Origin of the sequence: Williamsia muralis NBRC 105860 (genome assembly GCF_001598915.1) — a bacterium.
GTDB classification, from domain to species: domain Bacteria; phylum Actinomycetota; class Actinomycetes; order Mycobacteriales; family Mycobacteriaceae; genus Williamsia; species Williamsia muralis.
Genome location: NZ_BDAP01000002.1, coordinates 1,085,667 through 1,109,993, shown reverse-complemented (window position 1 = coordinate 1,109,993; position 24,327 = coordinate 1,085,667). Strand labels below are relative to the sequence as shown.

Here is a 24,327-nt window from a genome sequence, read left to right as displayed (position 1 = left end):
TTCGCTCAGGCCGGGATCAAGGACACCTTGACCGACTCTTTACCGCTGGCCACCAGGTCCAATCCGCGCTGGAACTCGCTCAGCGGCAACTGGTGGGTGCAGATCTCGTCCATCGGGAGAACCCCCGACTCGATCATGCGGATGGCTGCGGGCCAGCAGTACGGACCCAGGTGCGCACCGAGGACGTCGAGCTCTTTGTCGTCGCTGATGATGCTCCAGTCGACGGACACGTCGCTCCCGAAGACGCCGTACTCGACGTACCGGCCCAGTTTGCGCAGCAGGTTCAGTCCCTGCGGGACCGCCGAGGGGTGCCCCGTGGCTTCCAGGTACACATCGGCACCGTAGCCGTCCGTCAGATCCTTGATCATCGCCACCGCATCCTCGGTCGCGATGTTGATGGTGAGGTCGGCGCCGCACCGCTTCGCGAGTTCGAGCTTCTCCTCGGCCATGTCGAGGGCGATCACCCGAGCGGGGTTCTTCGACTTGGCACCTGCGATCATGCCCAGGCCGATCGGTCCGCAGCCGGCGACGACGACGGTGTCCTCGAAGGTGATCTGTGCGCGCTCGACGGCGTGGAGTGAGCACGACAGAGGCTCGGCAAATGCGGCGTGGTGCGCAGGGATGTCCTTGGAGACCTTGTGCACCAGCGCTTCTCCGGGATAGACCATGTACTCGGCCATCGCCCCGGGTGTACGGCGCTTGAATCCGTAGAGGTCGTGCGGCGCGCACATGTGGTACCAGCCGCGCTTGCAGTACATGCACTCCCAGCAGGGAACGATCTGCTCGGACACCACCCGGTCGCCCACCGCGATCCCCCACCGCTCGGCAGCGGCGGCGTCGAGTGAGACCACCGTGCCGACGAACTCGTGGCCTGGGATGACCTCCGTCTCGGCCCATGCGGGACGATTCTCGTCGCCCCAGAACTTCGCCGCACCGTGGTAGCACTTGAGATCACTCGCGCAGATACCCACTGCTTCGACCTTGATCAACGCCTCACCGGGGCCGGCGACCGGTACCGCGACCTGCTCCAAGCGGTAGTCCTCGGGTCCATGACAGACAACTGCCTGCATCTTCTCGGGTAGTTGCTCACCCATTAGCCAACTCCTCACCGGCCGAGGCCGCGTTCATTTTGCTGTGTTCCGGGTCACGTTAGCGCTTACTGATACATATGTACAGAACAGATGTTCACGAGTTTTCACCGCATGAACAAATGTGCAGTGCCATAATCGGCGGGATCGCAGTCACCGACGGAGGGGTGTGCCTCATGGCCAACCAGACACGCAGGTCGGCGGCCTCCCCGTCGACCGATGCGGCGAACGGGTCGGATTCCGGCCACTTCTCCGCCTCGCTGGTCTATGCCGCTGCCCGCCTGTACTACACCGAAGAAGCCACCCAACTCGAAGTCGCATCACAGCTCGGCGTCAGCCGCGCAACCGTCAGCCGGCTGCTCGCCGAAGCCCGTCGCCGGGGCATCGTCCGCATCGAAGTGATTGCGCCACAAGACTTCTTCGACGCCGACCTGGAGACCAGCCTGGCGGCGGCACTGCACCTCGACAGGGTGTATCTCAGCAGCCCGCTTCCCCCGCCCACCCCAGCGCGCCCGACCGTGGAGGTCATGGGATCGGTTCTCGCCCCCGCGGTGGCACGCAGCCTCCGTGACGCAAATCTGTTGCCGGGCGACGTACTCCTGGTGTCCTCCGGCCGCACCGTCTACGAAGTGGCCCAGTACGAGATGGCCGAACTGCCCGGCGTCCTGGTGGTACCGACCGTCGGCGGCAACGACCAACCCGAGCCGTGGTACCAGACCAACGAGATCACCCGCCTCGTCGCAGGAAGGATCGGCGGCCGACCGAACTACCTCTTCGCACCCGCCCTGCCCGGGCCGGACCTGCACGCCTCACTCACGGTCGACCCCAGCATCCAGCCAGTCCTGCGACTGTGGTCGCAGGCCCGCTGCGCGCTGATGGGCATCGGCGCACCGCCTCTGTTACGTTCTGACATACCGCAATTCGTCCCGACCGGCTCGGCGTCGCTGCGCTCGGCCGTGGGGGACGTGTGCTCGCGCTTCTACGACCGCGACGGCCGGGCCGTCGATTTCCCCGGACGCGATCGGCTCATCGCCATCGAACTGGACCTGCTCAAGCAGGTGCCGATCGGCATCGGTGTGGCGGTCGGCAAAGACAAGGTCGACCCGATCGTCGCCGGGGCAGCCGCGGGCTTCTTCAACCAACTCGTCACCGATCCCGCAACCGCCACAGCAATCATGGAGAGCTTATGACCACCCCGACTGTCGATCCGACCACTCTGCGCCTCGACGGCAAACGCGCGCTGATCACCGGCGCCACCAAAGGAATCGGCGCCGATATCGCGGTCACGCTCGCACGCGCGGGAGCCGACCTCATCCTGAGCGGACGCAACAAGGTCGAGCTCGACGAGGCCGCTGCCACCCTGAGCCGTGAACACGGCACGCGCGTTGCCACAGTGGTCGCCGACTTGGCCGACACCGATGGTCCCGAAGCACTCGCGCGTGCCGCCGCAGCCGCGTTCGACGGCCTGGACATCCTGATCAACAACGCCGGGATCTCCTATCCCCATTCGGTTCTCGACCTCGACACCGCGCAGTACGACGCCGTGCTCAACGTCAACCTCCGAGCTCCCGCCCTTCTGGCCGCGCGGGTGGGCTCGATCATGGTCGAGCAGGGCACCGGGGGTTCCATCGTCACGGTCGCCTCGGCTGCCGCCCTGGCACCGCTGCGTGAGCACTACTCGTACTGCGCCTCCAAGGCCGGATTGGTGATGGCCACCAAGGTGCTGGCGCTCGAACTGGGCCAGTACGGGATCCGCGCCAATTCGGTGTGCCCCACCGTCGTGCTCACCGAGATGGGTCAACGCGTGTGGGGTGAGGAGACCAAAGCTGCGCCGATGCTGGCGCGGATCCCGCTGGGCCGCTTCGCGATTCCGCAGGAAGTGTCGAACACCGTGCTGTGGCTGGCCTCAGACGCGGCATCGATGATCTCCGGCGTGGACCTCCCGGTCGACGGCGGCTACACGATGGGCTGAGCGCTACAAGCGGGCGCAACCGACTCGGCCGCGGTGGATCCGACCACCAGCTCTCAGCGGTCGTCGGTCATCCGCGCCAGATGATGTACCTGATCTGCTGTTGCCGGATACAGTTCGCGCCACGTCTGATAGAGGTCGTCATAGAGTGACGCGACCTTCGGGTCGGGAGTGATCTCCCGAGCGAGCTTGGTCCAATCGGTCTCCGGCGCAACGAGATCAACCGCGATCGCGGCGAGCAGAGCGTCGCCGTAACTCGCGCCGATCGTCTGTTCGGGGACCAGCTGGGTACGGCCGGTGATATCGCTGAGTGCCTGAGCCCACACCGGGCTGCGCAGCCCGCCACCCACCGCGACAGTGCGTTTGGCGGTGTGCGCATCATCGAACATCTCGAGGATCTGCCGGATACCGAAGGAGATCCCCTCGTAGGCCGACCGGAACAGATGTCCACGGTTGTGCCGCAACGTGAGCCCGGCGAACACGCCACGCGCATCGGGATCGAACACCGGAGTACGTTCTCCCGCGAGATACGGCAGCAAGAGCAGCCCCTCGCTCCCCGGCGGCACCGCCATCGCCTCGGACGTCAATTCGTCGAATGAGGCGTTGCCGGTGACCGATTGGAGCCACGAGATCAGCCGACCGGCGGTAGACGTCCCGGCAGCGAGTGCGAGGGTGCGCTCCTGGACGCCAGCAGTGGTCCACAGCGCAGGGTCGCTGTGGAACTCGTCGATGATCTGGATCAGGAACATCGTCGAGCCGTACATCAACATCTGGTCACCCGGCTGACGCACACCCACCGAGAACGCCTCGGCGAAAGCGTCGACCGTGCCCGCGACCACCGGGATCCCCTCCGGCAGTCCGGTTTCCTCGGCGCCGCGACGGTGAACAGAGCCCACAACCTCGCCCGGCCAGCACAAGCGTGGCATCGGAATGTCCGCGCAGATCTGCTCCGCCCACCGGCGGTGCCACTCGAAATCCTTTATCGCATAGAGCGGGTCGCACTGGCTGGCCGTGTGGTGATCCATCACGTACTCGCCGGTGAGTTTGGCGGCGATGTACGAGTTTGACCCATACCAGCGCGCCGAGCGCGCCCACACCTCAGGTTCGTGATTGCGCACCCACAGCATCTTGGGCCCGACCGCCTGACTGGACAGCAACGTCCCGGCATCGGCGAGGATCTGCTCGGCGCCCAGCTGCTCGGTCAACTCGGCGATCTCCGCGCTGGCCCGGGTGTCCACGCCGTACAGGATGGCCGGGCGGGTGGGCCGTAGATCGGCGTCGCAGAGAACCAGGCACGGGCCGACCCCGCTGACGCAGATGGCGACCACATCACCGTCCGCGGGTTTGGCGGCCATCAACGCGGAGCTGATCGTGCAGATCTCCTGCCACCACACCCGTTCCGGGTCGACCTCCACCCATCCCGGCCGCGGCATCGACGTCTCGTGGGGAACCGTCTCGGTGGCGAGCACCGTTCCCCCGGCGTCGGCGAGAACCCCTTTGCTGCTTCCGGTGCCCATGTCGATTCCGATGACGAGTTCCACCTGAGTCAGCCTATCGGCCGGACATCATCGTCGTCACCGGGTTGGCGCCGTCGCGGGCATCGACATCGGGTCCGCGGACCTGCCGGGTCAGCGGGGGTCGGACAGGAGGATCAGCAGCAGTTCGGCGCGGGTGCGTGCGTCGGTGAGGTCGACGCGCAGGAGTTGCTCGATGCGGTCCACCCGGTGGCGAAGGGTGTGCCGATGCACACCCACCGAGGTGGCGGCGGCTTCCCATTGTCCGTTCGCCAGGAGGTATCCGCGCAGCGTCTCCACCAGGGCGCTGTCGTTGCGTCGATCGTGTTCGAGCAACGGGCCCAGGACCGATTCGTGTGCCCCGCTGAACGCCTGGCGTACCGGCTCGAGCGCCAGCACCGACCCCTGTGCTGCCAGGTCGACCACCTCGCCTTCACCGGCCACCGCACATCCGAGCCGAGCCTGACGGACCGAGTCGCTGATGTCGTCCACCGAGACCACCGTGCCCAATCCGGCACGGGCCCCTTGCCTGCCCACCATCGCGAGCACCGATTCGGCGAACGAACGTTGGTCCTCCCCGCGAAGGAGCACCACCACCTCCGGACCGCTCTGGTCGACGAACACCGGTCGCCAATGGTTCTGCAATTCCACCGCCACCGCCGCGGCGGCCTGCTGCGCACCTCCCACCCCCGAGTACTGCGCGACGGCGATCCGCACACGCCCGTCCCGGTCGGCGGCGCGCAACACGATGTTGCGCGCTGCCGCGGGCGGCGGGCCCGACATGGCCAGTGTCAACGCGTCGGAGTTCAGCGCCTGCTGGTCGCGCATCACCTGACCGGGTTTGGCGTGTTCCAGACTGAGCAGCGATGTCGCGTGACCCACCAGTACCCGCTCGAGATCACCGAGCGGGGTTCGGCCGATGACGGCAAGGTGCCCGAATACGTTGCCTGCCACACTGATCCGTTGCACCGTGATCACCCGGTCGCCGGTCAGTGTGACGCCGCTGGCCGCCGCGGGGTCACGTCCCACCTGCGACCGCACCGACTCCAGATCTTCGGCGGACACCGGTTGTGGCCGCGCGCTCACCAGCTGCTGATCACGGTCGAGCAGCACAACCGTCTGCTCGATGGCGTCCGCGAGTTCGCGCACCACCGCCGGCATGCCGCCGGCGATGATCGCGCGGGTGATGCGCGGCTGCGTGTGCGACGCGCGGACGAATTGGTCGAAGCGCTCTGCGGCGATGTGGTCGAGCACCGTGCGCGCGATGGCAGAGAACGGCACGGGCAAGGGGACCTCGAGGAGCGGCAGGCCAACCTGATCGGCGGCCTCCACCAGATCGGCAGGCACGTCGTCGAAGCCGAGGCCGACACCGAATCCGACACCTGCGACTCCCACCCGGTCCAGCAGCCGGACGTACTCGAGGCGCCCGGCTGTCGTGGGAGGCAGACGCAGACCGGTGGTGAGAAGCAGCTCCCCGCCGGCGAGCCACTCGTGCGGGGCAGGCAGTTCCGAACTCAGTGCGCAGTCGATGTCGCGGTCCTGACCAGCGGCTCCCCCGATCAGCCGCAGATCGAGGTCACGTTGACCAAGCAGCCAGCGGACAGTGGTGGTCAACGGCTCCACCTTCCTCCTCGGGCCCAGTCCGGGGCTACAGACCAGCACAAACAAGCCGACTGTTGGACAGAGTGTACCGACGGCGAACAGACCCTGGACATTTTGTCAGGTCCGCAACCACATCGATGCGGCGAACACTGGCAACCATCACCTGTCCCCCATCGATCCCCGAGCCACATCGACCCCCGAGTCCAATTCGACCCGAGTCCAATCCGACAGAGAGTGACCGCGCGTCATGCCCGAGATCCTGAAGAACTACATCAACGGCGAGTTCGTCGCGTCGTCGTCCACCGAGACGATCGACCTGATCAACCCGACCGACGAATCGGTCGTCGGTACGTCGCCGGTCTCGACCACCTCCGACATCGACGCGGCCATGGCCGCTGCGGCCACTGCCTTCGAGTCCTGGGGTAAGACCACCCCGAAGACCAGGCAGACCGCCTTGCTGAAGTTGGCGGATGCCATCGAGGCGAACTCTGATGCGCTCGTGGCCGCCCAGGCACGGAACACCGGGCAGCCGGCCGATCAGATCGCCGACGAAGAGGTGACCGTCGGCGCCGACCAGATCCGGTTCTTCGCCGGTGCGGCCCGCCTCCTCGAGGGGAAATCGGCCGGTGAGTACATGGAGGGGTTCACCTCGTACGTGCGGCGTGAACCCATCGGCGTCATCGGTCAGGTGACCCCCTGGAACTACCCCCTGATGATGGCGTTGTGGAAGATCGGACCTGCGATCGCCGCCGGGAACACGGTGGTGCTCAAGCCTTCTGACACCACTCCCGAATCGACGCTTGTCCTGGCCTCGCTGTCCAAGGGCATCCTGCCCGACGGAGTCCTCAACGTGGTGCTCGGCGACGGTGGGACGGGTGCGTCCATCGTCGGGCACAAGACCCCGGGCATGGTGTCGATCACCGGGTCGGTCCGTGCCGGCATCGCCGTGGCGGTGTCCGCCGCACAGCAACTCAAGCGCGCGCACCTCGAACTGGGCGGCAAGGCCCCTGCCGTGGTGTTCGCCGATGCAGACCTCGACAAGGCCGTCGACGGCATCGGCGAGGCGTCGTTCTTCAATGCCGGCCAGGACTGCACGGCGGTGACCCGCATCCTCGTGCACTCCTCCATCCACGACAAGTTCGTTGCCGCGCTCAGTGAAAAGGCCGACGCGACAACGGTTCCTCCGCTGAACAACATCAACCACTTCACCAAGGTGACGTCGATACTCGACTCGATCCCCTCGCACGCCACCGTGGTCACCGGCGGAAAGCGCCGCGGTGACAAGGGATTCTTCATCGAGCCCACCGTGATCACCGGAGTCCGCCAGACAGACGCGCTGGTACAGGAAGAGACGTTCGGCCCCGTGGTGACCGTGCAGACCTTCGAGGACGAAGCCGAGGCCATCGCGCTGTCCAACGACGTGAGCTATGGCCTGGCCTCGAGCGTGTGGACCACCGACCACGGCACCGCCAACCGGATGACCGCAGGTATGGACTTCGGCTGTGTGTGGGTCAACTGCCACATCCCGCTGGTTGCCGAGATGCCACACGGCGGGTTCAAGAACTCCGGCTACGGCAAGGACCTGTCGTCCTACGGGGTCGAGGACTACACCCGCATCAAGCACGTGATGAGTTCGGTGGAATGACCATGACGACAACAGCAGCGGTCTCCTACCGCCTTCCCCAGCAACGCAAACTCGTCACGCCCATCCCCGGACCGAAATCCCATGAACTGCAGGGTCGCCGCGCGATGGCCGTCGCCGGCGGCGTGGGCTCGACCGTGCCGGTGTACGCCGCGGACGCCGACGGTGGCGTGATCGTCGACATCGACGGCAACTCGTTCATCGACTTCGGGTCGGGGATCGCCGTGACGAGCGTGGGCGCCAGCAACGCGGCGGTCGCCGAAGCGGTTGCCGAGCAGGCACGGCATTTCACCCACACGTGCTTCATGGTGACGCCCTACGAGGGGTACGTCGCGGTGGCCGAACGGCTCAATCACCTGACACCAGGTGACCATCAGAAGCGCACCGTGCTGTTCAACTCCGGCGCCGAGGCTGTGGAGAACGCGATCAAGGTGGCCCGGTTGGCCACCGGACGCGACGCGGTCGTGGCGTTCGACCACGCCTACCACGGCCGAACCAACCTGACGATGGCGCTGACGGCCAAGACCATGCCCTACAAGTATGGTTTCGGACCCTTTGCGCCGGAGGTCTACCGAGTACCCGGTTCGTACCCCTTCCATGACGGACTCGACGGCCCGGAAGCGGCGGCCCGCGCGATCTCGATGATGGACAAGCAGATCGGGGCAGATCAGCTGGCCGCGATCATCATCGAACCCGTGATGGGCGAAGGCGGCTTCATCGTGCCCGCCCCCGGATTCCTTCCCGCACTGGCCGACTGGGCCGCCTCGAACGGCATCGTGTTCATCGCCGATGAGGTGCAGAGCGGATTCGCCCGCACCGGTGCATGGTTCGCCAGCGAACACGAGAACGTGGTGCCCGATCTGGTGACGATGGCCAAGGGCATCGCCGGCGGTATGCCGTTGTCCGCGGTCACCGGGCGCGCCGATCTGCTCGACGCAGTGCATGCCGGTGGTCTCGGAGGAACGTACGGCGGTAACCCGGTGGCCTGCGCAGCTGCACTTGCCACCCTCGACGTGATGGCCGAGCTCGATCTACCCAGACGGGCAAGGGAGATCGAGGAGATCGCCGTCGGACGACTGCGGGCGATGGCCTCGGTCACCGACGAGATCGGCGACGTCCGGGGACGAGGAGCGATGCTGGCCATCGAACTCGTGCAACCGGGTACGAACAAGCCCAATCCGGAGCTGACCAAGGCCCTGGTGGCAGCCTGTCTCGCACAAGGTGTGGTGTTGCTCTCCTGCGGTACGTACGGCAACGTCATCCGGCTCCTGCCCCCGCTGGTCATCGGTGACGAGCTGCTCGGCGACGGGCTCGACGTACTCGAGAACTGCCTGCGCGAACTGACCGGGTCCACAGGAGCAGCGCGTGTCCTCTGATCCGGCAGCCGGCCCGCCCGAGACCACCAGCCATCCCCTCGACCCCTTCAGCGCCGACGAATTCCGTTCGACGGCAGCACTACTCGCACGAGACCATGGCGTCGCCGAGGGCTGGCGGTTCCATTCGATCGAGCTGCTCGAGCCCAGCAAACAAGCTCTGGCCGACCACGCGACGGGAGGCCCGCGGCCTCCTCGCAAGGGACTCGTCACCTGCTCGGACACGACGCGCAACGCCACCTACAAGGCGGTTGTCTCACTGACCGAGGATGCGGTCGAATCCTTCACCCACATCCCCGGCGTACAGGCGAACTTCACCGTCGACGAGTTCGAAGAATGTGACCAGGTGCTGCGGGGCCACCCAGATGTCATCGCTGCCCTGAAGAAGCGCGGGATCACCGACCTCGACCTGGTGTTCATGGACACCTGGACCTACGGAGACGCCGTCGCCCCGGACAAGTACCGGAACAGACGGCTCGGATGGTCGGACACCTGGCTCAGGTCCGAACCGGGGGCCAACCCCTACGCCCACCCGGTCAGCGGACTGCACTGCGTCATCGACCTCAACACGATGGAACTGCTCGAGATCGAGGACAACGGCGGCGTCGAACCGCCGGATGTCATGGGCGAGTACGTGCCCGGCCGGATCCCCGAGCGGATCCGGGCCGAATCGCGCCGCCAACCACTCAAGCCCCTGGAGATCACCCAGCCGGACGGCCCCTCGTTCACCCTCGAGGGCAACAAGCTGACCTGGCAGAACTGGTCGGTGCGCGTCGGATTCAACCACCGTGAGGGCATGACCCTGCACGCCGTCACCTACAACGACGGTGGTCGCGAGCGCTCGGTGGCCCACCGGCTGTCGTTTGCCGAGATGATGGTGCCGTACCGAGATCACTGCGAAGACCATTACCGCCGAACAGCATTCGACATCGGCGAGTGGGGCCTCGGCTTCATGACGACCTCCCTGGAACTCGGCTGCGACTGCCTCGGCGAGATCCGTTACCTCGATGCCGTGCTGCACAACAGCAAGGGCGAGCCGTACACGATCACCAATGCGATTTGCATCCACGAGGAGGACAACGCGGTTCTCTGGAAGCATGTCGATCACGATGCGGGCGCCGAGGTTCGCCGGATGCGCCGGCTCACGGTGTCATTCCATGTCACCGTGGCCAACTACGAGTACCTCGTCTACTGGCGCTTCTACCAGGACGGCAACATCGAGTGCGAGGTGCGCGCCACCGGCATCATGGTGACCACGCCGATCGCACCCGGCGCCACCCACCCGCACGGCACCCTGGTGGACGAACGCACCTACGCACCGTTCCACCAGCATTTCCTGGTCGCCCGCCTCGACCTCGACGTGGACGGGACCCAGAACACCGTCTACGCCAGCGAAACCGAGATCGAACCGATGGGACCGGCCAATCCGTACGGCCTGTCCCTGGTGCAGCGCAACACCCCTCTACGAACCGAAGAAGAGGGCAAGCAGGACATGAACTGGTCCACCCAGCGAGCGTGGAAGGTGGTGAACACCAACACCACCAACGGACTGGGCACCCATCCTGCCTACAAACTGGTCCCCGGCGACGCCATCCCTGCCATGTTCGACCCGGCCTCACCGGTGTTCGCGCGCGCCGAGGTCATCGGCCACACCGTGTGGGTCACCCAGAACAGTCCCGACGAACGTTGGCCCGCAGGTGAATTCGTGAACCAGTCGGCCACCGACAAAGGGCTGGGCGAATGGACGAAAGCCAACCGCAGCATCGACAACACCGACGTGGTGCTCTGGTACACCTTCGGCATCCACCACATCACCCGGCCCGAGGACTGGCCGATCATGCCGGCCGACACGGTCTCGTTCTGGCTCAAGCCATTCGGCTTCTTCGACCGCAACCCATCCCTCGATGTCGCACCGAGCCCGAGCGCGCATTGTCACCCCACATCATCCACATCGCCCGAATCATCTGGAGGACACTGTCATGACTGATTCCCCGGCCACTGATCCAATCGCCGCCTTCCGCGAGCTGCTCGACCAGGTCCCCACGGGTCTGTGGATCGGCGGGGCCTCGGTGGACGCATCCGACGGTTCCACGTTCTCGGTGGACGACCCGGCCACCGGCACGTCCCTGGTCCACGTGGCCGATGCCACGCCCGACGACGCGAACACCGCACTCGAGAGCGCGCTCGCAGTGGCGGACGAGTGGGCTGCCACCGCGCCGCGCAAACGATCGGAGATCCTGCGCGCCACCTTCGATCTGGTCCAGGACCACGCCGACGACATGGCCACGATCATGACCCTCGAGATGGGCAAAGCACTGCCCGATTCGAAGTCCGAGATCACCTACGGCGGCGAGTTCCTGAGGTGGTTCGCCGAAGAGGCCGTTCGGGTTTCGGGTCGGTTCACCCCGTCGCCGGGGGGCACCGGACGGATCACGGTGACCCACGCCCCCGTCGGGGTGGCACTGGCGATCACGCCGTGGAACTTCCCGCTCGCAATGGGCACCAGGAAGATCGGTCCGGCGCTGGCCGCGGGCTGCACGATGATCGTCAAGCCCGCCCAGGAGACCCCGCTGACCATGCTCTACCTCGCCAAGCTGCTCGGCGAGGCAGGACTGCCCGGCGGTGTGCTCTCGATTCTCCCGACCAGCAAGGCAGCCGACGTCACCGAGCCGCTGATCGCCGATCCCCGCGTACGCAAGATCAGCTTCACCGGGTCGACCCCGGTCGGCCGGCGCCTGCTCGGACAGGCAGCCGAGAACGTTCAGCGGACGTCCATGGAACTCGGTGGCAACGCACCCTTCCTCGTGTTCGACGACGCCGATCTGGACAAGGCGGTGGAGGGTGCGTTCGCAGCGAAGACCCGCAACGGCGGCGAAGCGTGCACGGCAGCCAATCGTTTTCTCGTCCAGGAAGGTATCGCCGAACAGTTCACCGCGGCGCTGACGGCGAAGATGGAAGCCATGGTTCTGGGGCCCGGCTACCACCCGAAGACCACACTGGGCCCGATGGTCAACACCAAACAGCAGACGTCCATCGCGAAGGCTGTCGCCGCCGCCGTAGCCGATGGGGCCCGGGTGCGGCTGGGCGCCGATCCGGAGAATCTGCCGAGCTCCGTCACGACGGAGACGTCGGCCGACGACGCGGGGTGCTACTACCCCGCAACGGTTCTCGACCAGGTGCCGGCAGACGCGGACATCGTGCGAAACGAGATCTTCGGTCCCGTTGCCGTCATCAGTACGTTCTCCACCGAGGACGAAGCCATCGAGGCGGCGAACTCCACCGAATACGGTTTGGCGGCTTACCTTTACACGCAGGACCTGGACCGGGCGCTGAGGGTCGCCGACAAGATCGAGTCGGGTATGGTCGGGATCAACCGAGGCGTGATCTCCGATGTGGCAGCGCCGTTCGGCGGCGTGAAGCAATCCGGGATCGGGCGCGAAGGTGGATCAGAGGGCATCTACGAATACCTGACCACGAAATACATCGCACTGACGTAGCCCGGCAAACACGCAGGGACACACACCGGATCGGCGACGCCGTCCGGGAAAGGACATCATGCAGCTCATCACTGCCCTGACGGCGCCGCCGTCACTGTGCCGGGACACCGACTCAGGGCGTGCACCGATACGGGTGGGTCTCGTGCAGCATCGCTGGCAGCCCGACACCGATGCCCTGCTGGCCGATCTCGCCGAGGGCGTCGAGATGGCCGCCAGGGCCGGGGCGGGCCTGGTGTGCCTGCCCGAGATCACCCTGCTGCGGTATCCGGCGTTCGTCCGAGGTGGCGCGAACCCGGCCGAGTCCGCCGAGGACCTCGACACCGGGCCCACATTCGCCTTCGCCTCGGCAATGGCAAAGCGGCACAACATCTTCCTGCACGCGTCGCTGTACGAGAAGAACTCGGCGGAGAACGGCACCACCTACGACGACGGCCTCGGGTTCAACACCGCCATCCTGGTCTCACCGACCGGTGAGCTGGCGGCCAAGACACGCAAGATCCACATCCCCATCACCGCCAGCTATTACGAGGACACGTACTTCCGGGCAGGACCCGCCGAACCCGACCCGTATCCCGTGCACTCGCCGGCCGGACTCGACGCCACCCTGGGGATGCCGACCTGCTGGGACGAATGGTTTCCCGAAGCCGCACGCGCGTATTCGCTGGCCGGGGCCGAGATCATCGTCTACCCCACCGCCATCGGATCCGAGCCCGACTTTCCCGACTTCGACACGCAACCCCTGTGGCAGCAGGTGATCGTCGGAAACGGGATCGCCAACGGCACCTTCATGATGGTACCCAACCGCACCGGGAACGAAGGCGAGATCACCTTCTACGGTTCGTCTTTCATCTCCGACCCGTACGGCCGCATCCTTGTGCAGGCGCCGCGCGACGAACCTGCCGTGCTGGTCGCCGAACTCGACCTCGCCCAGCGTCGTGACTGGCTCACACTGTTCCCGTTCCTGAAGACCCGACGGCCTGACACCTATGGTCGTCTTGTCGATCCGGTTGCCGCACACGGCCACTTCGGCGCCGGAGACGTCTGATGTCGCAGTGGCGCATGCCCGCCGAAACAGCACCGCAAGAGAAAGTGTGGATGGCCTTCCCGGCACCCGGATATTCACTCGGCGACACCGACGCCGCGCGTGACGAAGCCCGCCGGACATGGGCGGCGGTGGCACACAGCATCTGTGAGTTCGAGCCGGTCACGATGCTCGTCGACCCGGATGAACTGCCATCGGCCCGGAAATACCTCTCCCGCGACGTCGAGATCGTCGCGGCTCCGCTCAACGACGCCTGGGCGCGCGACATCGGGCCGACATTCGTGCTCGACGAGGACGGCACCCTCGGAGCCGTCGACTGGGTGTTCAACGGATGGGGCGCTGCCTCGTGGGCGCGATGGGACAAAGACCAGCACATCGGCGCGCTGATCGCCGAGCTGTCGGGGGCCCAGCGCATCGACTCGCCGATGGTCAACGAGGGCGGCGGGATCGCGGTCGACGGCGACGGCACGGTGGTGCTGACCGAATCGGTGCAGTTGGGCGATGGCCGCAATGCCACCTGGTCTCGTGAAGACGTCGAGGACGAGCTGCGGCGGACGATCGGCGCCGATAAGGCGATCTGGTTGCCGTACGGCCTCACCCGCGACAACCAGAAGTTCGGCACCCGTGGACACGTCGACATCGTCGCGGCCATCCCGTCGCCGGGTGTGGTGCTGGTCCACGACCAGCAAAACCCCGACCATCCCGATCACGCGGTGAGCGCTCGAATCAGAGAGGTGATCGCCGCGGCAGAACCCGGGTGGCAGATCATCGACGTCCCGGCCCCCACGGTCCTGACCGACGACGAGGGACCGGTGGACTACAGCTACATCAACCACCTCGTCATCAACAATGCCGTGATCGCCTGCAGCTTCGACGATCCGAATGACGCCCGGGCCGCGGCAATCCTGTCCGATGTGTACCCCGGGCGTGAGATCCGCACAGTCGACGCGCGGCCGTTGTTCGAGCGAGGCGGGGGCATCCACTGCATCACGCAGCATCAACCGGCCGGCCGTCGGATATGAACCACCGGTCACTGCGCCCCGTCCGACGGGCCGACAGTTCGCCCGCCCTGGACACCACGCCAGCGGACGTTCTGTAGGTTGCCGCGGCACCCGCAGGTAGGGGACCGTGACGCAATGACATCGACCACTCCCCGAACAGAGCCCGTCGCCGACGCGGCGCCCAGCTCGTATGGCAGCAAAGTGCTTGCGGTCGAACCAGGCGGCAACGAGTTCATCCCGCTCGAGGCCCGGCACGGCAAACCGCGAAGCATGTTCTGGACGTGGACCGCGCCCAATCTCGAGTTCGCGACGATCTTCGTCGGGGTCCTCTCGGTGCTGTACTTCGGTCTCAGCTTCTGGCAGGCCCTCGCCGCGGTGGCGTTGGGCAACCTCCTCGGCGCCCTCGCTCACTACGCCCTCTCCGCTCGCGGCCCGCTGCACGGAGTGCCGCAGATGGTTCTTGGCCGCCTGGGCTTCGGCTACCGCGGCAACATCGTGCCCGCCGCGTTCATGACCGTCATGTGCGGCATCGGCTGGTTCGCGACCAACAGCGTCAGTGGAGCGCTGGCCCTCAACACGCTGTTCGGTCTCCCGTCGGTGCTGGCGCTCCTGATCGTCGTACTGGCGCAGACAGCTTTTGCGTTCTTCGGACACAACCTCGTCCAGGGGTTCGAGCGCATTGCCGCGCCGCTTCTCGCCATCGTGTTCGTGATCGCCGGCGTCATCATCTTCAGCAAGGCCGATCTCGGCGCACCCGCCACCGACGGTGGCGCCGGACTCGGCGGCTTCCTGCTGACCGTGGGTACGGCGTTCGGTTACACCGCCGGCTGGACCCCCTACGCGGCCGACTTCACCCGCTACCTTCCCGCGACCGTGTCCCGGTTCAAGACCGGATTCTTCGCCTCGTCAGGGCTGTTCGTGTCCACCACTGCACTGATGGCCGTCGGCGCCGCGTCGGTGACGATCGGCTCGGATGCGGAGAGCCCCACCGACGCATTCACCGGGCACCTGCCGTCGGTCGTGGCGGACCTGACGTTGCTGGCCATCGCAGTCGGGGCGGTCGCGGCCAACGCGATCAACCTCTATTCCGGCGGAATGGCTTTTGTCACCATGGGATTCAAGATGTCGCTCGGCCTCCAGCGGGCGCTCGTCACCGTGGTGTTCGGCGTCGTGGGATTCCTGGTTGCCTGGTGGGCACTGGCCGACGCGGCCGAGTCCTACGAGACCTTCCTGCTGATCGTCGCCTACTGGATCGGCCCGTGGCTCGGCATCGTGTTCGCCGACCAGATCCTTCGCCGGAACCGTCCCGTGGCCGCGATGCTGTACGACCCGAAGTACACGAACTGGGGCGGACTGTCGGCGTTCCTGATCGCCCTCGTCTCCTCGGTGCTGCTCTTCAGCAATCAGGAACGATATGTCGGTTTTGTCGCCGAGGCCGTGCCCGAACTGGGAGACATCACCTTCTTCGCCGGATTTGTCATCGCTTTCGCCGGATACTTCCTGCTGTCGCGCAGCAAGATTCGTCGCGACTATCAGTCCGCCTGACCGGAGGCCGATCGCACCGCACTGCGGTGCGCGCAGAGGGCCAGCAACACAGACGGGTAGGTCTCGGGCGCCGCGAAGTCGAACCCCAGCAGCTCCCGGATCCGTTCGAGACGTTGATACAGACTCTGTCTGCCCAGGTGCAGGGCAACCGCGGATCGTGTTGCGCTGCAACCATGCCGAAGATGCACCTCGAGGGTGTGGGTGAGCTCTGACCCGTGGGTCCGATCCCATTCGACCAGCGGCCCGACAGAGGTCACCAGGTCGTCGCGGACCGCGGCGTCGAGAGTCTCCACCGCGAGTTCCGCCGCGAGCGCGCGAACCGAGGAGACCGCATCGGTGTGACGGGCCATCGCACGCCGGGACCCGGAGGCGATCGCGAGTGCTCGCCGTGTGGTCAGCAAGGCGTCGGACAGGTCACGGGCATCAACACGCGCAGCATTTCCGACCACAACCGTTGCCTCACCGACGATTCCGGCGAACGCTGCACAGACCTGGGTGATCTGGTCGCGGGCTTGATCGGTCATGGCGAACAGCGCGTAGGAGGTCGCATGTACGTCGGCGTGCAGCGACTGCACGGCCAGCTCCTTGGTCACGGTCGCCGTCAGCTGCACGGCCATCCGGGGCGCCGGGGCAGAGATCGCCACCGGAACGATGCAGACAGCGCCCGCCGGGTCGAAACCTGCTGCCCGAGAACGCATCATGAGGTCAGGACGGCGATCGACCCGCCGATCGAGCAGATCGGACATCAGAGTGGCCGCGGCCCGATGGCGTAGCCCTCCGAGCTCGCGCGACATCGACAGCGCCACACCCAGAGGTCCGGCACCGAGGCCGAGAAGGGACCTCATGGTGTCCGTATCGAGCGACGACGGACCGGCGACCAAGGTCGCGATGACCTGGCCGCGCGACTGCACCGGCACCGACGCGGACTGCGCGTCCACCACCTGCCACGCCGAATGGTCGTCATCAACACCCTCGGCGGCCATCAGCGCATTGTTCTTGCCCAACACCACCAATGGGCACCCGATGGCAGCCGCGATGGCCTTCACGATCGCCGGGGCACCGGCACCGGCCGCCATCAGCGCGTGCAGTGCCGCGTCGAGTTCACCTCGTCGGCGGAGTACCCCGACTTCGCGCGAGACGATGTCGGTGTTGGCAGCGCGGCACAGGTCGATGAACGGGACCACGGTGTGCAGCGCGATCAGCGGTAGTTGCACCGACGAAGCCTCGCGGATCATCTCGTCGGGAACCTCGTCGAAGGTCCTGCCTAATTCCACTGCCACACCGGCGACGTCGCGAGTGGCCAGCTCGCGGATGTAGTGGCGACGCGTACCGGCGTCGGTGCCCGCCAGTCCGAGTCCCGTGGTGAGCAGGAGTTCACCACCTGACAGCAGCGGACCGATCTCGAAGATCTCACTGGAATGCACCCAGCGGACCTCGTTGCCGAGCCGACCGTGACCACTGAGCACCTGCGGATCGGTTGCCGCCAGGTGCCGGTCGAGGACCTCGTGTAACGCCAGAACCATTGTCGCTTGCCTCTCGTCACCGACGAATTGCACGTCCGTAGCCCCCGGTGCCGCGACACTATGTCAGTTGCCCCAAGTGCGCACGACGGGCAGCGTTGATCCCCATGAGCACCTCCATCGACGTCTCGCCCGCAACGCTGCTCGAGACCGCATACGCCGAAGCCCAGCAGAGTCTGATCGAGGGCGGGATCCCGATCGGGGCCGCACTGTTCGCCGTCGACGGAACACTGCTCGGACGTGGTCACAACATGCGCGTGCAGAACGATGACCCGTCGGTACACGGCGAGACCGCCGCCTTCCGCAACGCCGGGCGGCAACGCGACTACCGATCGACCATCATGGTGACCACCCTGGCGCCGTGCTGGTACTGCAGCGGCCTCATCCGTCAGTTCGACATCGGCGCGGTGGTCATCGGCGAGACTCGGAACTTCCAAGGCGGCGAGGACTGGCTGGCCGATCTGGGTGTGTCGGTCACCGTGGTCGACGACCCACGGTGCGTGGCCATGATGGCCGACTTCATCGACGGCAACCCCGGGCTGTGGAACGAAGACATCGGCGTCGCCGAGGAGACCGACCGATGAGCAGCCCGATTCTCACCGTCGACATCTCCCAGTGGCGCCGGGGCGGCGACGCAGCCGAGGCACTGTGCCGAGCGGTCGACGAGAGCCTGCAGACGGCAGGTTTCCTGTTGGTCACCGGCCACGGCATCGATCCCGCACTTCCCGCCGACCTCCGAGCGGCCGCGCGCCGGTTCTTCGCCCTTCCCGCCCACGTCAAGAGCCGATACGCGGTCGCCGTCGGTGGTCGCGGATGGATCGGACCGGGCATGGAGGCCAACGGTTCTGCCGACGGGAGCGAGACGCCACCCGATCTCAAGGAGACCTACAACTGCGGCGCGCAGACCCCGACCGGTGACCCGGTGGTGGACGCCGCATGGTTTCCGCCGAACGTCTGGCCGGCGGAGGTGCCCGAACTCGATGAGTTGTTCACCGAGTACTGCCGTCAGATGAAGCTGCTGTCCGACGACCTGCTCGCGCTGATGAGTGCGGCGCTCGGGCTCGATTCCGGACATGACTTCCTCGGCCGCGCCGAACGAGCCACGTGGACGTCCAACATCAACCACTACCCCGCGCTGACCGAGGTGGGTCGTCCCGAGGAAGGACAGTTCCGGATCGGGGCGCACACCGACTTCGGCACCGTCACCGTTCTCGACCGCGAACCGGGGTCCGGCGGCCTTCAGGTCTATACCGAGGAAGGCGGCTGGGCGGACGCCCCCTACGACCCCGAGGCCCTGACCATCAACATCGGAGACCTCCTCGAATACTGGACAGGCGGACGATGGCCGGCAGGCCGCCACCGTGTGTTGCCTCCGCAGGCCGACGCTCCCGACGAAGACCTGATGTCGCTCATCTTCTTTTATGAACTCGATCACGATGCGGTGGTGACCCCACTGGGCCCACCCGTCGGTGCGGCAAACGGCCAACCCCCGGTTGTCGCAGGTGAGTTCATCATGGAGCGGCTCGAAGCGATCACCGTCACAGCGTCCTGAGGCCCGGCCCAACGGGTGCCCCCGGGGGTTTGCGGAACTGCCGGTTCAAAGTCCTTACTCGTGGGTAACCTCGGATCCATGACGGCGAACGAAGCGGACACCTTCACGGCAACGGACATCGATCCCGAGGTCCGGACCGCAGATCTACCCGAGAAGCAGACCCCCGAGGAAGACACCGAGCTGCTGGTCGACAACCTGCGCATCGCACTCGACGGACGCTGGCGGTCCACCCGTGAAGCGGTGCGAGAGCAGCTGAACCGTTCCGAGTTGCTACCCGACCCGTCGCTCCCGTTGGACCAGGCCCGCGCTCGCATCCTCGAGATCATGCGTGAACTGGCCGGCCACGGATTCCCCCGCGCCGGATTCCTGGAGAAGCACGGAGGCACCGGCGACATCGGTGCTTCGATCAGCGCGATCGAACTGCTCGGCTACGCCGATCTGTCGCTGATGGTGAAAGCGGGAGTCCAGTGGGGCCTGTTCGGCGGCGCGGTGGAAAACCTCGGCACCGATCTCCACCACCAGAAGTACGTACCCGGCCTGATCAATCTCGATGTGCTCGGCTGCTTCGCCATGACCGAGACCGGACACGGCTCCAATGTGCAGGCCATCCAGACCACGGCCACCTACGACACCGCCACCGGCGAGTTCGTCGTCAACTCCGACACCAAACTGGCACGTAAGGACTACATCGGCGGCGCGGCAGAGCATGCCAAGGTCGCGGCGGTGTTCGCCCAGCTGGTGACCGGTGGTCCCGACGAGGAACCGACCGGCCGAGGCGTGCACTGTTTTGTGGTCCCGCTCCGTGACGACGACGGCAACGATCTCCCCGGGATCACCACCAGCGACTGTGGATACAAGGGCGGCCTGGCGGGAGTCGACAACGGCCGCATCGTCTTCGACCGCGTGCGCATCCCCCGCGAGAACCTGCTCAACCGCTACGCCGACGTCGCCGAGGACGGCACCTACAGTTCGCCCATCGAGAACGAGAACCGCCGGTTCTTCACGATGCTCGGCACCCTCATCCGGGGCCGGGTCAGTGTCGCAGCAACGGCCGGGGCCGCTGGCCGCAAAGCGCTGACCATCGCGACCCGGTACGGATTGGTGCGCAGGCAGTTCGAGCAGCCGGACTCCGACGACGAGATCGTCATCATGGACTATCTGGCACATCAGCGAAAGCTGTTGCCCCTCATCGCGAAGTCGTACGCGCTGGCGTTCGCCCAGAACGAGATCATCGAGGAACTGCACGAATTGCAGTCCGCCGAAGACCTCGACGAGGACCGTCAGCGTCAACTCGAGGGCGCTGCCGCCGGCCTCAAAGCGATGACCACCTGGCACGCCTCGCACACCATCAACGTCTGCCGTGAAGCCACCGGTGGCGCGGGTTATCTCGACGAGAACCAGCTGTCGATCATGCGCGGCGACATCGACGTCTTCACCACCTTCGAAGGCGACAACACAGTCCTCACGCAGCTCGTCGCCAAAGAATTGTTGTCGGCGTACGCGCAAGACGTCCGCGGACTCAACACCGTGGGCTGGGCACGGTTCATCGCGGGGATGGCCCGCGACGTGTTCCTGGAGAAGTCCGCTGCGCGCCAGGTGGTCCAGACCCTGATGGACACCTCGGGCGAAGATCCCGAAGAGTCCGAGCTGACCAACCGTGGCACCCAGATCCGGCTGTTCCGCAACCGCGAAGACCATCTCCTGCGGACCTGCGCCAACCGGTTGCGTCGGGCGACCGACGACGACGCCGACCCGTTCGAGGTGTTCAACGGTGCCCAGGACCATCTGCTGAAAGTCGGTACGGCGCACATCGAACGGGTGGTGCTCGAGTCGTTCATCGAGGCCATCGACAAGTGCGACAGCAAGGCCGGAACCGAACTGCTCGGCAAGGTCTGCGACCTGTACGTCTACTCGGCTCTCGAGGCAGACCTCGAATGGTTCCTGATGCACCGGCACATCTCGGTGGAACGCGCCAAGGCGATCCGCCGCGGCGTCAACGACCTGTGTGCGGCACTGCGTCCGCATGCCCGCCCGCTCGTCGACGGGTTCGCGGTGCCAGAAGAACTTCTCAAGACAGCGATGGTCGAAGACCAACTCAGCTAGAGCTCTACCTACGAAGAGTCCTCGTCACCATGTACCGGTGGCGGGGACTTCTTCGGTTTCGGCTTGGGCTTCTGGAGGGAAGAGGACTTCTTCGGACCGAGCCCCAGGGCGATAGCCTGGTGAGCCTGGGTCAGTTCCGACCGGAAATGGTCGACGTCGCGGGCCCATGCCTGCGCCAGTCTGCCGCTGCGCAACTGGATGCCCACACCCTTGCGTCGCCGCGGCACGGCAGTCAGTTCACCCAGGGCAGGAGCGCTCTCCCACTTCTGATGTTCGGGGCTGTTGTTCTGCGGAAAGATCTCGTCGATCTCGTCGAGCGCGATGGTCTGAGCGCCCTGACGCAGGGTGGTCTCGGTCAGCCGGACCGTGACGTGTGACCGAGCCGCGTACACCTGGATGAGCGAGAACCCGCCGATCACGGCGGCGAAGATCAGGAGCGCGAGCCAGTGCACCTTGCCTTCACCGAAGATCTCGACGATGAGCAGGGCAAGACACAGGAGCGGGCCGATGGAGACCACCCACCAGCTGCCGCCGGGTTCGTAGAACAAGACCTCGCCTTCGACCTCCGGCGTCTCGGCCTCGTGGTCGGGTGTCTCGTCACTCATGGGCGCAGTCCCTCACCGGCGAGCGAACCAGGGCTCGGACGTGGGGCGGTTGGCGGTCAGCGAACCGGACAGTCCGATCAACGCGAAGAGCAGTGCGGGGACCATCGGCAGCGAGTAGAGCATCGAGGCGAAGATCCCGATGGCGACGAGCATCAGCGTCAGGACCGACACCGCCGACCGCCAGCGCGGGTCACCGGCGTACGCCTGCCGGCCGGCCCACACCAGGGCAGCCCCGACAAGGATGAAGAACACCCCGAAGACCACGCTGGTCCCGGTTCGCACCAGGGCGATCTGGAACAGACCCCACACGGCGAGCAGGACGCCGGACGCAAGCCACAACCGATACGCCCACACAACGGTGTTCGGGGGCACGCCCGGGTTCACGGACTCGGTGCTCACTTGCGTTCTCCTGTATCTGATCCGGCGTCGTCAGAACGTCTCGGATCGGTGTTGCCGGGCTCCGAGGGCGGGCTGTTGTCCGGACCGGCGGGGTGCTGGTATCCACCCTGCTGGTACTCCGGCGCCCCGTAGTACTGCTGCTGATATGGCTGCTGCGGGTACTGCTGGTAGGGGTTCGGGTAAGTGGGGTTGGGCGGATACCCACCCGGCGGGCCCTGCGGCCACGGCGCCTGCCCGCCCTTGTGCGACTGGCTCTTTCGCCACGCCGCCATGTCTTTGCAGTACTTGTCCGAGTCCCGATGCATCAGCAGGACACCCGCGCCGAGTGCCGCGACTCCGCCGATGACGGTCGGGATCATCGTCCAATGATCGGCCTCTTCGATGAAGAACGCCGACACGGTCTGCACAACGAGATAGAAACTGACAAAACCGAGCACCAGGCGGGCCCAATTCCGCCCGGACCGGGCGAGCCACGCGAGCACCCCGAACACCGCGGCGAGGGTCAGCCCCACGATGACGTACACCACCCAGATGGCGCCGTCGGGGAGATCACCCTCAGGCATGTCCCGGGACACCTCGTCGGCGGCGTCGAAGGCCACTTGGTACTGCCCACCGAAAACCACGCACTGCGCCAAGATGATCAGCGCCCACAGTTCGGTGGCGATGGCCATCGGGCTGGCCAGAGCCGGCTTGTTCGGTGACTCGGGCGAGGAGCCGCCGTACGGGCCCTGGCTGTAGGACGGTGGAGTCACGGACATGGGCACCAGCCTAGAGGTCGGGCGGGCGGCTGCGCGCGGGCGTCGGACCGGTGTGCTGATGCTGCCGTCAGCGACGACAACAGCGACCCGCACGACGGCGGGAGGGGCCGCCTCGACGCGGGCAGACGCACGGTCACCGGAGTTTGTCGGCGACCTCGTGCGCCCAGTACGTCAGCACGATGTCGGCACCGGCGCGCCGGATGGAGGTGAGTGACTCGAGGATGGCGGCATCGCGGTCGATCCAGCCGCGTTCGGCCGCCGCGGTGATCATCGCGTACTCCCCCGAGATCTGGTAGGCCGCGACCGGGACATCGGCCACGTCGGCCACCCGCCGCAACACATCCAGGTACGACATGGCCGGTTTCACCATGACGATGTCGGCGCCCTCGGACAGGTCGAGTTCGAGTTCGCGCATCGCCTCGCGCAGGTTGGCGGGATCTTGCTGGTAGGACTTGCGGTCGCCACGCAGCGACGAGCCGACGGCCTCCCGGAAAGGGCCGTAGAAGGCCGACGAGTACTTGGCGGTGTAGGCGAGGATCCCGGTGTCGGTGTATCCCGCATCGTCGAGTGCCGAACGGATCACGGCCACCTGACCGTCCATCATCCCGCTCGGCCCCACCAGGTGCGCGCCCGACTGCGCCTGCACCACAGCCATCTCGGCGTAGCGCAGCAGGGTGGCGTCGTTGTCGACTGTGCCGTCATCGGCGAGCACACCGCAGTGCCCGTGGTCGGTGAACTCGTCGAGGCAGGTATCGGCCATCAGGACAGTCGAGTCGCCGAGCTCGGACTTCAGGAGTCGCAGAGCCGAATTGAGCACACCATCCGGATCGGTCCCGACGCTCCCGACGGCATCCTTGTCGCCCTCGGCAGGAACACCGAAGAGCATCAGACCACCCACTCCTGATTCCACTGCCGCGACCGCGGCCTCGCGGAGCGAATCAGGTGTGTGCTGGACGACCCCGGGCATGCTACTGATGGGCCGCGGCTCGTCGATCCCGTCGGCCACGAACATCGGCAACACCAGATGCCTTGGCTCCAAGGAGGTTTCGGCGACCATCCGGCGCATGGCCGGAGTAGTACGAAGACGCCTGGGACGATCGGTCGGTGAGGTCATGTC

The 24,327-nt window shown here is 66.2% G+C and carries 20 protein-coding genes; 12 read left to right on the top strand and 8 right to left on the bottom strand.

Translation table 11 applies throughout. The features are described from left to right. Positions 1–5 precede the first annotated feature (5 nt). The gene (gene eltD, locus WIMU1_RS11875) at positions 6–1,094 is read right to left on the bottom strand and encodes an erythritol/L-threitol dehyrogenase (RefSeq protein WP_062797314.1); all 1,089 of its coding nucleotides are present in this window, start codon (positions 1,092–1,094) and stop codon (positions 6–8) included. 170 nt (positions 1,095–1,264) lie between these two features. On the opposite strand from eltD, the gene WIMU1_RS11870 reads away from it, so the two are divergent. Together WIMU1_RS11870 and WIMU1_RS11865 are read left to right on the top strand one after the other, a co-directional pair. After that, positions 1,265–2,278 carry a sugar-binding transcriptional regulator gene (locus WIMU1_RS11870; RefSeq protein WP_062797652.1) on the top strand — a complete coding sequence of 338 codons (1,014 nt, stop codon included), beginning with the start codon at positions 1,265–1,267 and terminating at the stop codon, positions 2,276–2,278. Beyond that, the gene (locus tag WIMU1_RS11865) at positions 2,275–3,060 is read left to right on the top strand and encodes an SDR family NAD(P)-dependent oxidoreductase (protein ID WP_062797313.1); all 786 of its coding nucleotides are present in this window, start codon (positions 2,275–2,277) and stop codon (positions 3,058–3,060) included. Before WIMU1_RS11870 ends, WIMU1_RS11865 begins: the two co-directional genes overlap by 4 nt. A 53-nt stretch (positions 3,061–3,113) precedes the next feature. Here the strand turns inward: WIMU1_RS11865 and WIMU1_RS11860 are convergent, their stop codons facing one another. Together WIMU1_RS11860 and WIMU1_RS11855 are read right to left on the bottom strand one after the other, a co-directional pair. Then, complete coding sequence (locus WIMU1_RS11860) at positions 3,114–4,598, bottom strand: FGGY-family carbohydrate kinase (protein WP_062797311.1); 1,485 nt, start codon at positions 4,596–4,598, stop codon at positions 3,114–3,116. Between the two features lie 87 nt (positions 4,599–4,685). Beyond that, positions 4,686–6,194, bottom strand: a complete 1,509-nt coding sequence (locus WIMU1_RS11855; protein ID WP_425470435.1) for a PucR family transcriptional regulator — start codon at positions 6,192–6,194, stop codon at positions 4,686–4,688. Between the two features lie 226 nt (positions 6,195–6,420). On the opposite strand from WIMU1_RS11855, the gene WIMU1_RS11850 reads away from it, so the two are divergent. The 7 genes from WIMU1_RS11850 to WIMU1_RS11820 all read left to right on the top strand — a co-directional run bounded on the left by WIMU1_RS11850 (position 6,421) and on the right by WIMU1_RS11820 (position 16,273). After that, the gene (locus WIMU1_RS11850; RefSeq protein WP_062797309.1) at positions 6,421–7,818 is read left to right on the top strand and encodes an aminobutyraldehyde dehydrogenase; all 1,398 of its coding nucleotides are present in this window, start codon (positions 6,421–6,423) and stop codon (positions 7,816–7,818) included. A 2-nt stretch (positions 7,819–7,820) separates the two neighbouring features. Next, positions 7,821–9,191 (top strand): 4-aminobutyrate--2-oxoglutarate transaminase, encoded by a 1,371-nt coding sequence (gene gabT, locus WIMU1_RS11845; protein ID WP_062797648.1) that lies wholly within the window; start codon positions 7,821–7,823, stop codon positions 9,189–9,191. Continuing rightward, a complete protein-coding gene (locus WIMU1_RS11840) occupies positions 9,181–11,175 on the top strand; it encodes a primary-amine oxidase (protein ID WP_062797308.1) in 1,995 nt (664 codons plus the stop codon). Before gabT ends, WIMU1_RS11840 begins: the two co-directional genes overlap by 11 nt. Then, complete coding sequence (locus WIMU1_RS11835) at positions 11,168–12,685, top strand: NAD-dependent succinate-semialdehyde dehydrogenase (protein WP_062797306.1); 1,518 nt, start codon at positions 11,168–11,170, stop codon at positions 12,683–12,685. The genes WIMU1_RS11840 and WIMU1_RS11835 overlap by 8 nt, the downstream gene beginning before the upstream one ends. Positions 12,686–12,743: 58 nt before the next feature. After that, positions 12,744–13,730: a nitrilase-related carbon-nitrogen hydrolase gene (locus WIMU1_RS11830; protein ID WP_062797304.1), complete on the top strand. Its 987-nt coding sequence runs from the start codon at positions 12,744–12,746 to the stop codon at positions 13,728–13,730. Further along, positions 13,730–14,749 (top strand): agmatine deiminase family protein, encoded by a 1,020-nt coding sequence (locus WIMU1_RS11825; protein WP_062797301.1) that lies wholly within the window; start codon positions 13,730–13,732, stop codon positions 14,747–14,749. Before WIMU1_RS11830 ends, WIMU1_RS11825 begins: the two co-directional genes overlap by 1 nt. A gap of 114 nt (positions 14,750–14,863) precedes the next feature. Next, entirely contained in the window at positions 14,864–16,273 is a 1,410-nt protein-coding gene (locus WIMU1_RS11820; RefSeq protein WP_062797300.1) for a purine-cytosine permease family protein, read from the top strand. On the opposite strand, the gene WIMU1_RS11815 is transcribed toward WIMU1_RS11820, so the two are convergent. Next, positions 16,261–17,796 (bottom strand): PucR family transcriptional regulator, encoded by a 1,536-nt coding sequence (locus tag WIMU1_RS11815; protein ID WP_062797298.1) that lies wholly within the window; start codon positions 17,794–17,796, stop codon positions 16,261–16,263. The genes WIMU1_RS11820 and WIMU1_RS11815 overlap by 13 nt on opposite strands. 104 nt (positions 17,797–17,900) lie before the next feature. On the opposite strand from WIMU1_RS11815, the gene WIMU1_RS11810 reads away from it, so the two are divergent. From WIMU1_RS11810 to WIMU1_RS11800, 3 genes are all read left to right on the top strand, one after another. After that, positions 17,901–18,377: a nucleoside deaminase gene (locus WIMU1_RS11810; RefSeq protein WP_062797297.1), complete on the top strand. Its 477-nt coding sequence runs from the start codon at positions 17,901–17,903 to the stop codon at positions 18,375–18,377. After that, positions 18,374–19,345 carry an isopenicillin N synthase family dioxygenase gene (locus WIMU1_RS11805; RefSeq protein WP_062797295.1) on the top strand — a complete coding sequence of 324 codons (972 nt, stop codon included), beginning with the start codon at positions 18,374–18,376 and terminating at the stop codon, positions 19,343–19,345. The genes WIMU1_RS11810 and WIMU1_RS11805 overlap by 4 nt, the downstream gene beginning before the upstream one ends. 78 nt (positions 19,346–19,423) lie before the next feature. Then, positions 19,424–21,448, top strand: a complete 2,025-nt coding sequence (locus tag WIMU1_RS11800; RefSeq protein ID WP_084248174.1) for an acyl-CoA dehydrogenase family protein — start codon at positions 19,424–19,426, stop codon at positions 21,446–21,448. An 8-nt stretch (positions 21,449–21,456) separates the two neighbouring features. Here WIMU1_RS11800 and mce1N read toward each other — a convergent pair whose 3' ends face one another. From mce1N to hemB, 4 genes are all read right to left on the bottom strand, one after another. Continuing rightward, positions 21,457–22,053 (bottom strand): transport-regulating membrane protein Mce1N, encoded by a 597-nt coding sequence (gene mce1N / locus WIMU1_RS11795; protein WP_062797293.1) that lies wholly within the window; start codon positions 22,051–22,053, stop codon positions 21,457–21,459. A 12-nt stretch (positions 22,054–22,065) separates the two neighbouring features. Continuing rightward, entirely contained in the window at positions 22,066–22,452 is a 387-nt protein-coding gene (locus tag WIMU1_RS11790) for a hypothetical protein (protein WP_062797291.1), read from the bottom strand. Further along, a complete protein-coding gene (locus tag WIMU1_RS11785; protein WP_120802638.1) occupies positions 22,449–23,210 on the bottom strand; it encodes a hypothetical protein in 762 nt (253 codons plus the stop codon). Before WIMU1_RS11785 ends, WIMU1_RS11790 begins: the two co-directional genes overlap by 4 nt. Positions 23,211–23,343: 133 nt before the next feature. Next, positions 23,344–24,324 (bottom strand): porphobilinogen synthase, encoded by a 981-nt coding sequence (gene hemB, locus WIMU1_RS11780; RefSeq protein WP_062797287.1) that lies wholly within the window; start codon positions 24,322–24,324, stop codon positions 23,344–23,346. Positions 24,325–24,327: the final 3 nt, after the last annotated feature.